Annotated in this window: 12 protein-coding genes and 1 pseudogene; 10 read left to right on the top strand and 3 right to left on the bottom strand. The window is 47.1% G+C overall.

Annotation, left to right across the window (positions count from 1 at the left end):
• Nucleotides 1–7: 7 nt before the first annotated feature.
• Nucleotides 8–583: a TetR/AcrR family transcriptional regulator gene (locus EAE30_RS03375; protein WP_123014665.1), complete on the bottom strand. Its 576-nt coding sequence runs from the start codon at nucleotides 581–583 to the stop codon at nucleotides 8–10.
• Between the two features lie 156 nt (nucleotides 584–739).
• On the opposite strand from EAE30_RS03375, the gene EAE30_RS03370 reads away from it, so the two are divergent.
• Nucleotides 740–1,780 (top strand): alkene reductase, encoded by a 1,041-nt coding sequence (locus EAE30_RS03370; RefSeq protein ID WP_123014664.1) that lies wholly within the window; start codon nucleotides 740–742, stop codon nucleotides 1,778–1,780.
• A gap of 121 nt (nucleotides 1,781–1,901) precedes the next feature.
• Here the strand turns inward: EAE30_RS03370 and EAE30_RS03365 are convergent, their stop codons facing one another.
• Complete coding sequence (locus EAE30_RS03365; RefSeq protein WP_123014663.1) at nucleotides 1,902–3,614, bottom strand: phospho-sugar mutase; 1,713 nt, start codon at nucleotides 3,612–3,614, stop codon at nucleotides 1,902–1,904.
• Between the two features lie 518 nt (nucleotides 3,615–4,132).
• On the opposite strand from EAE30_RS03365, the gene aroG reads away from it, so the two are divergent.
• Nucleotides 4,133–5,185: a 3-deoxy-7-phosphoheptulonate synthase AroG gene (gene aroG, locus EAE30_RS03360; protein ID WP_123014662.1), complete on the top strand. Its 1,053-nt coding sequence runs from the start codon at nucleotides 4,133–4,135 to the stop codon at nucleotides 5,183–5,185.
• A 130-nt stretch (nucleotides 5,186–5,315) separates the two neighbouring features.
• On the opposite strand, the gene EAE30_RS03355 is transcribed toward aroG, so the two are convergent.
• Nucleotides 5,316–6,644: an MATE family efflux transporter gene (locus EAE30_RS03355; protein WP_123014661.1), complete on the bottom strand. Its 1,329-nt coding sequence runs from the start codon at nucleotides 6,642–6,644 to the stop codon at nucleotides 5,316–5,318.
• A 278-nt stretch (nucleotides 6,645–6,922) separates the two neighbouring features.
• On the opposite strand from EAE30_RS03355, the gene EAE30_RS03350 reads away from it, so the two are divergent.
• The 8 genes and pseudogenes from EAE30_RS03350 to efeB all read left to right on the top strand — a co-directional run bounded on the left by EAE30_RS03350 (nucleotide 6,923) and on the right by efeB (nucleotide 13,307).
• Entirely contained in the window at nucleotides 6,923–8,002 is a 1,080-nt protein-coding gene (locus tag EAE30_RS03350) for a threonine aldolase family protein (RefSeq protein ID WP_123014660.1), read from the top strand.
• A gap of 6 nt (nucleotides 8,003–8,008) precedes the next feature.
• Nucleotides 8,009–8,236, top strand: a complete 228-nt coding sequence (locus EAE30_RS03345) for a DUF3820 family protein (protein WP_123014659.1) — start codon at nucleotides 8,009–8,011, stop codon at nucleotides 8,234–8,236.
• 6 nt (nucleotides 8,237–8,242) lie between these two features.
• Nucleotides 8,243–8,905 carry a DNA-methyltransferase gene (locus EAE30_RS03340; RefSeq protein ID WP_123014658.1) on the top strand — a complete coding sequence of 221 codons (663 nt, stop codon included), beginning with the start codon at nucleotides 8,243–8,245 and terminating at the stop codon, nucleotides 8,903–8,905.
• A 42-nt stretch (nucleotides 8,906–8,947) separates the two neighbouring features.
• Nucleotides 8,948–9,043: pseudogene (locus EAE30_RS18960) on the top strand (EAL domain-containing protein); the annotation flags it as partial.
• A 308-nt stretch (nucleotides 9,044–9,351) separates the two neighbouring features.
• The gene (gene efeU, locus EAE30_RS03330) at nucleotides 9,352–10,188 is read left to right on the top strand and encodes an iron uptake transporter permease EfeU (RefSeq protein ID WP_123014656.1); all 837 of its coding nucleotides are present in this window, start codon (nucleotides 9,352–9,354) and stop codon (nucleotides 10,186–10,188) included.
• Nucleotides 10,189–10,208: 20 nt separating this feature from the next.
• Nucleotides 10,209–11,030, top strand: coding sequence for an iron uptake system protein EfeO (efeO, locus tag EAE30_RS03325; protein ID WP_277871331.1), 822 nt, complete (start codon nucleotides 10,209–10,211; stop codon nucleotides 11,028–11,030).
• Nucleotides 11,031–11,115: 85 nt separating this feature from the next.
• Nucleotides 11,116–11,988, top strand: coding sequence for a cupredoxin domain-containing protein (locus EAE30_RS03320; RefSeq protein ID WP_199287008.1), 873 nt, complete (start codon nucleotides 11,116–11,118; stop codon nucleotides 11,986–11,988).
• Nucleotides 11,985–13,307, top strand: a complete 1,323-nt coding sequence (gene efeB, locus EAE30_RS03315) for an iron uptake transporter deferrochelatase/peroxidase subunit (protein ID WP_123014654.1) — start codon at nucleotides 11,985–11,987, stop codon at nucleotides 13,305–13,307. The genes EAE30_RS03320 and efeB overlap by 4 nt, the downstream gene beginning before the upstream one ends.
• The last annotated feature ends 46 nt before the right edge of the window (nucleotides 13,308–13,353 follow it).

Genomic DNA, 13,353 nt, shown 5'->3' with positions numbered 1-13,353 from the left:
AAAGTGGTTAACGAAGTGACGTGAGCAATGTATCGGCCAACGCTTGGAGGACTCCAGGTTGAGGCCTAGTGTGGGCAAATGCCCGCAAACCGAAGACTCCCATCATGAGATACTGACATAAAAATTCACAATCGGTATCGGCCGATAACTCGTGATTTTGTTGCGCGAGAAACAATTTACTGCGCAGCCCTTGTTGCCAAGCGGCCAGTGCGTCACACAATGCGGCTTCGATGGTTTCATCTTGTTGAGAAAATTCTCTCAGTGATTTTTGCAGTAAACAATCGCGGATATTTTCTGCTTCACACTCGCTGACAATATGTTGGAAATACTGTCTTATCCCCATTAATACGAAGTCATTTTGCGTAAAAAAACGTTCAAATTCACAAGCTCGATCATGCGCATATTGTTCTAGTGCGGCTAACAGTAAACCGCGTTTATTCTCAAACGCGCAGTATATTGAACCGGGGTGGAGACCGGTCACCCGCTTGAGATCTTGCATACTGGTTTTTGAATATCCATGCGAAATAAATTGGTTCATCGCAGCTCTTAGGACTGTTTCGCGATTAAATTCGGCTGCACGCATGTCGATCAATACTCCTCACTGTTACTAAGGGCTAAGTGTAACGTGAATATGATAACGTGGAAAGGCTCTTGAATATTGATTCAAAAAAACTATTTGAACAAACGTTCAAGAAAGAGTTAGGATGATGGCATCGATAGTAACGATTAGGACATCACTATGACTGATATATTATTTCAGCCTTATCAACTCAATGACACGTTAACTCTGAAAAACCGTATTGCTATGGCGCCGCTAACACGGTGTATGGCGGATGACGATCTGATTCCAACGGAGGCAATGGTTAAGTACTATGAGCGCCGAGCTGAAGCGGGTTTGATCATTACTGAAGCAACGATCATTCGCCCGGATGGTCAAGGGTATCCTAACACCCCTGGATTATTTACGGCAGAGCAAATTACCGGATGGCAAAAAGTGACGCAGGCTGTTCATGGCAAAGGTGGCAAAATCTTTGCCCAGCTTTGGCATACCGGGCGAGTTGCTCACCCAGCATTTTTTGGTGGTGACGTTCTGGCTCCTTCTGCGATTCGCTTCGATGGGTCGGTGCCACGTCGTCGTGATTTAGAGTACGTCACTCCGAAAGCAGCGACGCATGAGGATATCGCACAATTGGTGCGTGATTACGCAACCGCGGCCAAAAATGCGCTGGAAGCCGGTTTTGATGGTGTTGAGATCCATGCGGCGAATGGCTATTTACTCGACCAGTTCTTACACTTTAATACCAACCACAGACATGATGAGTTTGGTGAAAGCGCGGTGAATATGGCTCGCTTCCCACTTCAAGTCGTGGATGCTGTGTGTCAGGCAATTAGTGCTGACCACGTTGGTATTCGTTTATCACCGGGTGCGTATATGCATATCGAACCGGATGCACGTGATCGTGATGTGTTCGATTATCTGTTGTCTGAGTTGAACTCCCGTCAGTTAGCGTATGTGCATGAAGGGATATTCGATGATGCAATAGAGTTTGACGCCTTCGATGGACAGATTTCAGCGTACTTGCGCGATCACTATGCACATACGGTAATGGGCGTTGGTAATTATACCGCGGAGAGCGCAGCCGAGGCGATCGCGGCCAATAAATTTGATTTGATTGCGATTGGGCGCGCCTTTATCGCCAATCCGGATTATGTTGAGCGAGTGAAGTCTGGGACGCCATTAAAAGAGTACGATGCGTCAATGCTGGAAGATTTGGTTTAATCACAGCGGTTGATCATAAGCGATAGTACTTGTTAAAAAAGCCCACCGAGAGTGTTCTCGGCGGGCTTTTTATCAAGCTGGACACTGGCAAGCAATCACGCTTGTCAGAGCCGCTTGGCGTTTAATCGTCCAAACTGTGTTGGTGCTCGGTGATGAGCAGAGACAATTGCTCTTCCGCGCGCTCTTGCGCCGCAGCAAAAGATTCATCGTCGGCAAAGCTACCTGCTAGCTCATAGTAGCATTTCAGTTTTGGCTCCGTTCCTGATGGACGAACAATGACACGGGCTCCACCATCAAGATGGTAGATCAAGACGTCACTTGCCGGTAAGTGGATCGGATCTTTATCACCGTTTGCATATTGGCGCTCGCACAATTTGAAATCATCCGTCATGAGCACATCGCGGCCTGCGATGTCTTGCGGTGGCTGGGCACGCAGCTTATCGCCCACCGCAGGAGCGTTGGGATCTAACGCAATGCTTTGCTGAGCTGTGACGTATAGACCATGTTGACGATAAATGCTTTCTAATGCGTCCCATACCGTTTTACCTTGTGCCAGTAGCTCGGCACTCAATTGCGCAAAACCAACCAGTGCTGAGAGGCCATCTTTATCCCAAACGGTGGTACCAATGGTATAACCTAGGGCTTCTTCATAGGCAAACACAAACGGTTTTTCATCGGTTTGTTTATCCATCGCCACATTGGTAAGCCATTTGAATCCCGTCAACGTTTGATAATACTCAGCGCCACATGCTTGTGCGATTTTGCCGAGTAAACTAGACGATACGATGGTATTGCCAACCAGTGCTTTGCTTGGGGTTTCTGCACGAGACAATAGGTAATGACCAAATAGTGTGCCGACTTGGTCTCCCGTTAGCATTTGATAGCTACCGTCAGCTTTCCGCGCGGCGACAGCAAAGCGATCCGCGTCTGGGTCGTTGGCACACGCTAGGTGCGCATTAACCGAATTGGCAAGTTCAATCACGCGGTCCATTGCTCCCGCTTCTTCCGGGTTAGGGAAGTTCACGGTTGGGAATGTGCCGTCAGGTTCGCGTTGCGCGGCCACACTGTGCACTTGGGTAAATCCCGCATCGGCCAGTAAGGTTTCGGCCATATTAGCGCCCACACCGTGCATGGCCGTGTAGGCAATGACTAAGTCTTGCGGCTTTTGGTGGTTATCCAGCAATGGGCTGGCATTGACCGTTTTACGGTAAGTATTGTAATACTCGTCGCCAAGCATGGTCAGCAGACCAAGGGCTTTTGCTTCCGATAAATCTAATGTGCAAATAGGATGCTGGGCTGCGTCGTCGATCTGTTCTGCAATGCCTGAATCATGCGGCGGAATGATTTGCGCGCCATTTTCCCAATAGACCTTGAAGCCATTGTATTCTGGTGGGTTATGACTTGCGGTCACAACGACCGCGGCCGCTGCGGACAAATGTTTGACGCCAAATGCAACAATAGGGGTAGCCGCAACATCATGGGTGAGGTAAACGTGAATCCCCAGCGCGGTTAACACAGTCGCGGTATCTTCCGCAAATTGCTTGGAATCTGGACGCCCATCGTAGCCAATCACAACACCACGTTTCTTCGCTTCTTTCACCTCGTTAATCAGATAGTTGCCAAGGCCGGTTGCGGTTTCTTGGATCACCAAGCGATTCATGCGGTTTGGACCCGCGCCCACTTTACCTCGCAATCCGGCGGTACCAAATTGCAAACGAGAAGAAAAGCGATCTTCAAGTTCAGTGGTCATATTCTCGTCGATCAAACGTTGTAATTCTTCACGACTTTTCGGGTCAGGGTCTTTATTAAGCCACTGCGTGACGTAACGCATCATAAGTGTCACCTTCATTTATTACTAGCAATGATAATGAGTATAAAAAACTTCGTTGTAAGATACTGAGCACGCAATCGTTAAACGTGGCTCGCGTGTCTTAAACACATAATGAGAAGCGAAAAAGCAATTCTGCATTTTGTGTTGAATAAAATAAAGGTAAAAGTGTGATGTTCAACGTTTTATCTCAGCGTGTCATCCGTTACACACGAACGAACTTGGAGCGTGGATCGCCAGCGAGTCGGTGTCGTTCGAGCGTGATACAGTAATAAGGGGATTTTATTTTTAATAATATCAATAAAATAGGTTGGCTTTGCCATGTAAGTCAGTCGTCGCAGCGGGTGTAAAATTTTAATTACATTTTTTTGATTTTCTATTTTTGTTTTTGTGTTGCGTTTAAATTAAAAAAGTGATTGCTAAATAGATTGATTGTCGTTACCTTACATGTAAAGCAGGAGCCGGACTGCTCAAAACCTCTAAAAGCCGCACACGTATTAGAATAAAATAGGATGATGGACGCGATGTATCAGAATGATGATGTAAGAATAAAAGAGATCAAAGAATTATTACCACCTGTTGCCGTATTGGAGAAGTGTCCAGCAACCGATATTGCCGCCTCGACTACGTTTAAAGCTCGCGAAGCCATTCATAATATTTTAGAAGGACAAGATGATCGTCTACTTGTCATTGTTGGGCCGTGTTCTATTCATGATCCCCAAGCTGCGCTGGAATATGCCGAGCGCTTGAAAGCGATGCGTGAAGAGCTCGGCGATAAACTTGAGATCGTGATGCGTGTGTATTTTGAGAAACCGAGGACAACGGTTGGCTGGAAAGGACTGATTAATGACCCATATATGAATGATACGTACGCCATTAATGATGGCTTGCGCATCGGTCGTAAGTTGCTGTTGGATTTAACGGACATGGGAGTTCCGACCGCCAGTGAATTTTTAGATATGATTACCCCACAATATGTTGCGGACTTGATCAGTTGGGGCGCCATCGGAGCGCGGACAACGGAATCGCAAGTGCATCGAGAGTTGGCTTCTGGTTTGTCTTGCCCGGTAGGATTTAAAAATGGGACGGATGGTAATATTAAGATCGCAGCGGATGCCATTCGCTCGGCTGGAGCGCCGCACAATTTCTTGTCTGTAACCAAGTATGGTCACTCTGCCATTGTGGGAACGCATGGCAACCCTGACTGCCATATTATCTTACGTGGTGGCAAAGCACCGAATTATAGCGCTGACGATGTCGCACAAGTTAAAGCTAAAATGGACGAGATCGGTTTAGAACGCCGAATTATGATTGACTTCAGCCATGCGAACAGTTCAAAACAATACCAGCGTCAATGTTTGGTGGCAGAAGATGTGTCGGCGCAGATCGCGCAAGGCGAGGACGCCATTTTTGGTGTCATGATTGAATCGCACTTAGTGGAAGGGCGCCAAGATTTAGAGCCAAACAAAACGCTGACTTACGGGCAATCGATCACCGATGGTTGCATTGGTTGGGAAGATACCGAAGCGGTATTGCGCCAATTGGCGGGGGCAGTAGAAGCGCGCCGTCACGCCTAGTTCGATTGTTCGTGGTTATTGAGGCGCGTCCATGTCTCAAATGTAAAAGCACCTCCGATAGGAGGTGCTTTTTATTGATTGTCACTCTACATGCGTCATGGTGTCTCTCAAACCAGAACAGCTTGACAGATCATGAGGTGATGGATTTTTCGACTCGACTTAACGCGCGATCATACAAGATAAAGGCAATGATCCCCGCCAAAATATTCCCCGCGAACGCGCCCCAGAAAATACCATGCAGTCCTCCCCATTGCGATCCTAACCATAAGCAGGGCAGAAAACAGGCAAATAAACGCAGTGCAGAAATCAATAATGCGACGTACGATTTCCCTAGCGCATTGGAAACGGATACCATCAACATACAGATACCCAGCAAGCCTAAGCTAAATGGCACGATGGTTAGGTGCCAATTGAGAATGTGTTGAACATTCGATTCACTCGTCATCAGACGGGCGAGTGGTGTGGCCAATAGCCAAGCAATAACTGCAATGACCAACTGAAAAATGAAGATAAATTTAACGGCGATGGAAACTAATGAGCGGATCTCAGCGGTGTTTTTCGCGCCCAGTAATCTGCCTACCATTGGCGGCATCGACATGGTGAGTGCTAATACGCCAACAATTGAGAAAAACTCAAAACGTGAGCCGACCGCCCAAGCTGCGACCGCTTCCGTGCCGAAGGTGGCCAAGAGTTTGGTGGCCAGCATCGATGACAGCGGTGGCAGTAATTGGCTCATCATCGCGGGTCCCATAATATGAGCAATATCGACAAGACTGTGTTTGATATTAATATCGTGCCAGTCAAATACCATCCAGTGACGCAGTGACACTTTCGGTGCAACAATCAATATGCCGATGCCGAAGGCCGCACACGTAGCAAAGGCTGCGCCATTTAATCCCATGTCAAACGTAAAAATAAACAAAGGATCAAGAGCGAGGTTGAGTAAGCTGGTCACCATCATCATTGTTCCGGGCAGCATGGTGTTACCATTGGCTCGGCAAAGACTATAGAGGAAATACAGTACGGCGCCGACCCAAGCACTTGCTAGCCACCATATCCAGTAAGTATCAATAATCGGGCTGATATTATCGGGGACGCTCAGTAGTGCAAGAATGGGCTCACGGATGAGGTAAATCAGCAGGCAAAATATCGCGACACCAATGCTTCCCATGGTGATCACTAATCCGCCGAGTTGCTTGGCATAGCGTGTTTTACGTGCGCCTAACGCCTTGGATATCACCGCGGTTGTGGCAATGCCTAAGCCCACTTGTAACCCGATGATGATCATTTGGATGGGCATCGTAAAGCCCTGAGTGGCGAGAGGCAAAACACCCAGTTGGCCAATAAAAGCACTGTCTACTAGTTGGAAACTCATCAACGACAAAACACCAAACATCATTGGCCACGTCATTTGAAAAAGTTGTCGCGCAAGCGACGTTGTGTGTTGAGGTTGCTGCATGTGAAAACTCTGTGCCTTACAAAGGAAAAACAAAACCGTCCCATAAAGTGACTTAGGGAAAAACCAATACTTGAGTCATTGAGTCAAGTTTGGGCGCGTATAGTAGCAATCAATAATACTCACGGCTATGGATATGATGTATTTTCCTCACCACAGTGCTTCGCTGCGCAATACTGATTGCGAAATGATACCGATAAATTTGATTAGATTTATCATGTTACTGAGGTTATGGTAAGTAGCATAATGGCAAAGAAAAATGAAAATAGTGGAGTAAAACAATGGCGACGAGTTTACGTGAACAGTGCCACACCTTTCTTTCTGGTAATCGAGAGTCCACACCTGCTGAGCTATTCGCGGCGATGGCAACTTGGTGTGCCGAGCATGATGTTGCGCATGATACCTATGGTGAAGGTGAAACCATTCAAGCATTTGAGCAAAAAATTGCTCAGTTGTTAGGGTTTGATTCGGCGCTTTTTGTGATCTCGGGAACCATGACTCAGCCGACCGCCCTACAGTTAGCCTGCCAACAGCGCCGTTGTTTTAATGTGGCAATGCATGAGACTTGTCATATCATGCGTCATGAAGCTCAAGGCTATCAGCAGCAACAACGTTTTCATGTTCTACCTCTCGGAAATGCGTATCGTCCTTGGTCTGTCGATGATTTAAAAGCGTGGCCAGATGAGATTGCCGCCGCGGTTTACGAATTACCAATGCGCGAATTAGGCGGGCAGCTTCCGTCATGGGAAGACCTTGAGGCGATTAAGTCTTACTGTCAGGAGCAGAATATTCACCTCCATATGGATGGTGCACGGTTATGGGAGAGCGCCGCTTACTATGAACGTTCCTATGCGCAGATTGCGACGGGGTTTTCTTCAGCTTACGTGTCATTATATAAAGGCGTGAATGGGTTAGGCGGTTCGCTATTGCTCGGCGATGACGCATTGATCGAACAAGCCAGAGTCTGGATGCGTCGCCAAGGCGGGAATGTCTACCATCGTACTCCGTATATTGTATCGGCGGCGATGCAATTTGATGAGCGCCTTGCCCGCATGGGGGCGCTGTTTGAGCGGACTCAGCAGGTGTATCAAATCTTTCACGATTACCCCGATTTTACTCTGAACCCACAGCAGCCTCAGGCTAATATGTTCCATTGGTACTTACCCATAAACTACGAGAAAGCCTTAATCCTGCGTGATAAACTTGCCAAGGCTAAGGGCATTTGGCTGGGTAATCCACAAACCGCGCCGCAACCGAATCAGTGCTTTATTGAATGCTATGTCGGTGACCGCTTATTGGCCATGTCGGATCATGATTTGATTGATATTTTGGAATGGGTCAATGACTATGTGCATGAGTAAGTTGGCATGTTAGAAAAAGAGAACATTATCAAGTTGGCTCGTATGAAAATGCCATTCGGTAAATACGCTGGATGGTATTTGATCGACTTACCCGAAGCGTATTTACTGTGGTTTGCTAATAAAAGTGAATTTCCTCAAGGAGAGTTAGGCGAACTTATGCAGCTCTGCTTAGCGCTCAAAGTTGAGGGGCTGGATTCTGTCGTTAAGCCACTGAAATATCATCCTGATGAGTAGTCATTAATGCAATTGTTCAAACAAGATGCGGTGCAATGGTTAATGTCATTGGAGACGGGGAGCGTGGATCTGATGATCACCGATCCCCCTTATGAATCGCTAGAAAAGCATCGTAAAATCGGCACAACCACTCGCCTAAAAGTCAGTCAATCGTCAAGTAATCAATGGTTTGATATTTTCCCCAATCATCGCTTTGAAGCGTTGCTCATACAAGTCTATCGGGTGTTAAAGCCCAATGCGCATTTCTATTTATTTTGCGATCAAGAAACCATGTTTGCGATCAAACCCATTGCTGAGCAAGTCGGCTTTAAATTTTGGAAGCCGATTATTTGGGACAAAGTGACTATCGGTATGGGCTATCACTATCGCGCACGGCACGAATACATTTTGTTTTTTGAAAAAGGGAAACGCAAGTTACACGACTTAAGCATCCCAGATATTCTGACGTTTAAGCGTGTTTACCGCGGATATCCTACGGAAAAACCTGTTGCATTACTTGAGGTATTGATTGCTCAAAGCAGTCGTGCCAATGAGCTGGTGGTGGATCCATTTTTTGGTTCAGGGTCGACCCTCGTGGCAGCTCATCATCTTCAGCGGCGTTATTTAGGCTGTGATCTGTCTGATGCCGCGCACCAACACTTCCGTACGCGCCTAGCCTATTTCTCCTAAGCGGGGTCTCGTTTGAATGACACAAAGTACTCTCAATATATGGGGGGCTTGACGGCCATAGACGGTTTTGGTTCGGGGCATTCGGGATTGAATCTATTGGCGGACTTTCAACCGACTATTATCAAATTGGATATGGGATGAGTGCGCCATATTTCTCAGGATGCCACAGTCTTGCTATGCTCAAAGTCTGAATGTTCGTGTTATTGCGGAAAATATTGAGACCACAGTGCCAACATTCCTCTGGGAATCCTACCTGACTTTCCTACTTAGACTCTCATACTACTATTTGGGTCGATGACATTGGGTTTTATCATCGGGGGTGACTGACTCAGCGTGATTGATGTCAGGTTTGAGATCCTCGACTGACATTGACGATATAACACTTGACACATTTAGAAACAACTTTATAATGAGAATTGTTATCATTATTATTGGTGTTAAGGTTTATGTTTTTTGTTCCTTTTTTAATCATGCTGCGAGAAGGGTTAGAAGCCGCATTGATCGTGGTATTGATCGCCAGCTATCTAAAAAAAACGGGTCAACAACAATGGATGAAAGCCGTTTGGCTTGGCGTTTTTAGTGCTGCAATCGCATGTTTTGGTCTGGGATTGTTTATTGAACATACCACGGGGGAATTTCCCCAGCAGCAACAAGAATTGTTTGAAGGTATCGTCGCTGTGGTCGCTGTGGTCATGTTGACCTACATGATGTTTTGGATGCAAAACGCGAGCAAGCACATTGGTAAAGACATACAGACCGCGTTGGATGGGGCGATTGGCCAGCAAAATGGACAAGCGAAAGCCTTAGTTTTCATGGTTTTTCTCGCGGTAGCGCGTGAAGGATTAGAATCCGTTTTTTTCTTAATTGCCGCCTTTTCTCAAGATGTGGGAGTGATGGCACCGTTAGGCGCGGTTACTGGTGTGGTCACAGCGGTGATCGTTGGCTTTGTTCTCTACTTTGGGGGGATCCGTTTACCGCTTGCGGCATTCTTTCGTTGGACTGCGGTCTTTATTTTATTCGTTGCAGCAGGGCTCGCCGCAGGCGCCATTCGGGCATTTCATGAAGCTGGGCTGTGGAACGAGTACCAAGATATTGCTTATCACTTCGGCACCATAATCTCTACTCACAGCCTATTTGGCACGGTACTCCAAGGTCTATTGGGATACCAAGAGGCACCCACTGACAGTGAAGTCTTTGTGTACTGCCTGTATTTAATTCCCGCATTAGTTGCATTCAGTGTCAGAGCACTGGCCACTAAACGGGTTTATCCATCTCATCAATGATAATACTAGGAATGTTAATTATGATACTCCCTTTTAAGCGTCTTATGCTTTCCACTTTAGTCGCAGCTTTTGCAGTACAAGCGAATGCGGCCACCGATTCGACCGCACTAGTTGAGCCGATGACCGAATACAAGTTATACGTGATTGATGAAGTCCATGACCTCGTCCAAGATACGCGTGCGTTTACTCAAGCGGTCGAAAATGGCGATGTGGAAAAAGCCAAGTCTCTGTATGCGCCCGCTCGTATTCATTATGAACGTATTGAGCCCGTTGCTGAATTGTTCGCGGATCTCGATGCCAGTATGGATGCTCGCGAAGATGACTATGAGCAAGGGGTCAAGGATCCTAAGTTTTCAGGGTTTCACCGCATTGAATATGCATTGTGGGCCAAAAACTCCACTCAAGGTATGGATCAGTTTGCCAAGCAGTTACTGAGTGATACTCAAGAGCTTGAAAGTCGTTTAACCAAGCTTGCGTTTCCACCAAGTAATGTTGTTGATGGGGCTGCCGCGCTGATTGAAGAAGTTGCTGCAACGAAAATTAGCGGTGAGGAAGACCGTTATAGTCATACCGATTTATGGGATTTTCAAGCCAACATTGATGGCGCGAAAAAAATCGTTGATCTGCTTCGCCAACCTTTAAAAGCCAATCATGCCCAATTTTTAGCGAAGGTCGATCATAACTTTCAACGTGTCGATGCCATTTTGGCCAAATACCGTCAAGGGGATGGATTCGAATCTTATGAAGCATTATCCACCCGTGACCGCAAAGCGTTACAAGGTCCGATCACCGTGTTGGCAGAAGAGCTTTCGCAAATGCGTGGCATGTTTGGATTGAACTGAAGCGCTGAGCATTAAGTCAATTGATCGATGGAACCAGCGCTTAATCAAATAGATTCAGCGGTGGTTTCATTTCTTGAGGCAGCAAATGAAAAAACAATTACTGATAGGCGCAATGATGGCACTGACCAGTCTGATGTCATACGCGCAAGCAGTGCCTAAAATTCATGTGTCTGTGACCGACAAACAATGTGAGCCAATGGCGTTGCATGTTGCGGCGGGTAAGACGCAGTTTATTATAAAAAATAACAGTATGCGGGCTCTGGAATGGGAAATTTTAAATGGGGTGATGGTGGTCGCCGAGCGGGAAAATATTGCCCCCGGTTTCTATCAAAAAATGACGGTGAATCTTGAGCCTGGCGAATACCAGACTACCTGTGGGCTACTGACCAATCCCCATGGTTCGTTAACGGTGTCTGGTGCCCATGATTATCAGATAAAGCCACAAGATTTAGTCGCGATCGCGGCAGAATACAAGTTTTATATGATTGTTAAAACGCGCCAATTACACGCTTGGCTGCAGCAAGGTGGTACAGCCGTTCCACCAGACATGCAATCTGCTTACTACAGCCTTCGCTCGTTGATTCCAGCCTATGGTCAAGAGGCTCCGCCGGACTATTTGGCTCCGCTCGACTTACCACAGTTAACAGAGCAAGTCGCCCGTTGGCAAAAGACGGTGCGCAACCACACTCTGAGTCTCGCTCAATTAAACTCACAGATCATTCGTGTGTTATCTCAACCGTTATCGCCGCAAACACAATGGTCCGGTGTCTATACGAATGTCGCGAAATGGATCGATATTGTCATGCCATTAAGCCAAAAATTGGACGCCGCTCAGGCGCAGAAGTTGTCTTCTGATTTAGAACATTGGCGTCAGCATCACACTGCAAAGGCGCGTCTTGCGCTGCAACACCAGATCATGCAATGGGTTAAGCGATTACAGCAGGAGAATCGGTCATGAGTTGCCCTTTTCATTTCTTAAGTAAAAAGGAAAAAGAGAAACCCTCTAGTTCTGATACTCAGTCCAGCCGCCGTCAATTATTGAAAGGCATGCTGGGCGCAGCGGGTGGCGCGCTGATGTATTCTGGTTCAACGCAAGCTGCTGCGGCGATGTCGAACGAACACCAGACCATGATGGACGAGGCCAAAAAATTTACCAGTGAGTGGCACAAACAGCCTTTCTATGGAGAACATCAAAGTGGCATTACGACGCCACAGCAAGCGAATGTGGCGTTAGTGGCGTTTGATGTCTTGGCACTAAACCTCACCGATTTAAGCGATCTCTTTAAGACGTTGACGGAACGGTGCGAATTTTTAACGCAGGGCGGTGCCGTCCCTGAGCGTAATCCGCAGTACCCGCCACTCGATTCTGGGATTCTAGGGCCGACCATTCATCCCGATAATTTAACGATCACAGTGTCTGTCGGTGCATCATTGTTTGATGAGCGTTTTGGTTTAAGTCACCTCAAACCGGTCCATTTACAAAAAATGCAGGCGTTCTCTAATGATGGGTTGGACTCTCATTGGTGTCATGGCGATCTCATGTTGCAGATTTGCGCGAACAGTGCGGATACCACCATGCATGCGCTGCGCGATATTATCAAGCACACGCCCGCCTATTTAGCGGTGCGTTGGCGCCGAGACGGCTTTATTTCCTCACACGCTGCAGCATCGGTGGGGCAGCGCACGCCGATCAATTTATTGGGATTTAAAGACGGTACGGTCAACCCAAGCGGTGAGGATACCCAAACACTCAATAAGATGTTGTGGGTCAACCGTGGGCAAGAGCCTGACTGGGCGGTGGGAGGAACCTATCAAGCGATCCGATTGATTCGATTTTTTGTCGAGCATTGGGACCGTACGCCATTGCAAGAGCAACAAACCATTTTCGGGCGTGAACGTGACAGTGGCGCGCCATTAGGAAAAGCGCACGAACATGACGATCCGGATTATGCCGCGGATCCTCATGGCAAACGTATTCCGTTAGATGCCCATATGCGCTTAGCCAATCCTAGAACAGCAGGCTTTCCGGAATTTTTATTGTTAAGAAGAGGGTATAGCTATTCTTATAGCACCAGTCCTTCAGGGCAGTTAGACGTCGGGTTATTGTTCATTGCCTATCAAGCGGATCTACAAAAAGGGTTTATTGATACCCAACATCGCCTAGATGGTGAACCCTTGGAGGAGTACATTCGTCCGTTTGGTGGTGGGTATTTCTTTACACTTCCTGGCATTGAAAAGGGGCAATATCTCGGTCAAGCCTTGCTCGAATCGGCATAATTTTCCACGCATAAAACCATGCCCACGTGATACATCACGTGGGCAT

The sequence above is a fragment of the Vibrio zhugei genome, from assembly GCF_003716875.1.
In the GTDB taxonomy this organism is placed as follows: Bacteria; Pseudomonadota; Gammaproteobacteria; order Enterobacterales; family Vibrionaceae; genus Vibrio; species Vibrio zhugei.
Note: the sequence above shows the minus strand (reverse complement) of the source record. Positions and strands in the feature narration are given on the sequence as shown.

Coding starts and splice junctions, on each gene's coding strand:
- EAE30_RS03375 (WP_123014665.1), bottom strand. CDS start 583: ATGCGTGCAGCCGAATTTAATCGCGAAACAGTCCTAAGAGCTGCGATG.
- EAE30_RS03370 (WP_123014664.1), top strand. CDS start 740: ATGACTGATATATTATTTCAGCCTTATCAACTCAATGACACGTTAACT.
- EAE30_RS03365 (WP_123014663.1), bottom strand. CDS start 3,614: ATGATGCGTTACGTCACGCAGTGGCTTAATAAAGACCCTGACCCGAAA.
- aroG (WP_123014662.1), top strand. CDS start 4,133: ATGTATCAGAATGATGATGTAAGAATAAAAGAGATCAAAGAATTATTA.
- EAE30_RS03355 (WP_123014661.1), bottom strand. CDS start 6,644: ATGCAGCAACCTCAACACACAACGTCGCTTGCGCGACAACTTTTTCAA.
- EAE30_RS03350 (WP_123014660.1), top strand. CDS start 6,923: ATGGCGACGAGTTTACGTGAACAGTGCCACACCTTTCTTTCTGGTAAT.
- EAE30_RS03345 (WP_123014659.1), top strand. CDS start 8,009: ATGTTAGAAAAAGAGAACATTATCAAGTTGGCTCGTATGAAAATGCCA.
- EAE30_RS03340 (WP_123014658.1), top strand. CDS start 8,243: ATGCAATTGTTCAAACAAGATGCGGTGCAATGGTTAATGTCATTGGAG.
- efeU (WP_123014656.1), top strand. CDS start 9,352: ATGTTTTTTGTTCCTTTTTTAATCATGCTGCGAGAAGGGTTAGAAGCC.
- efeO (WP_277871331.1), top strand. CDS start 10,209: ATGATACTCCCTTTTAAGCGTCTTATGCTTTCCACTTTAGTCGCAGCT.
- EAE30_RS03320 (WP_199287008.1), top strand. CDS start 11,116: ATGAAAAAACAATTACTGATAGGCGCAATGATGGCACTGACCAGTCTG.
- efeB (WP_123014654.1), top strand. CDS start 11,985: ATGAGTTGCCCTTTTCATTTCTTAAGTAAAAAGGAAAAAGAGAAACCC.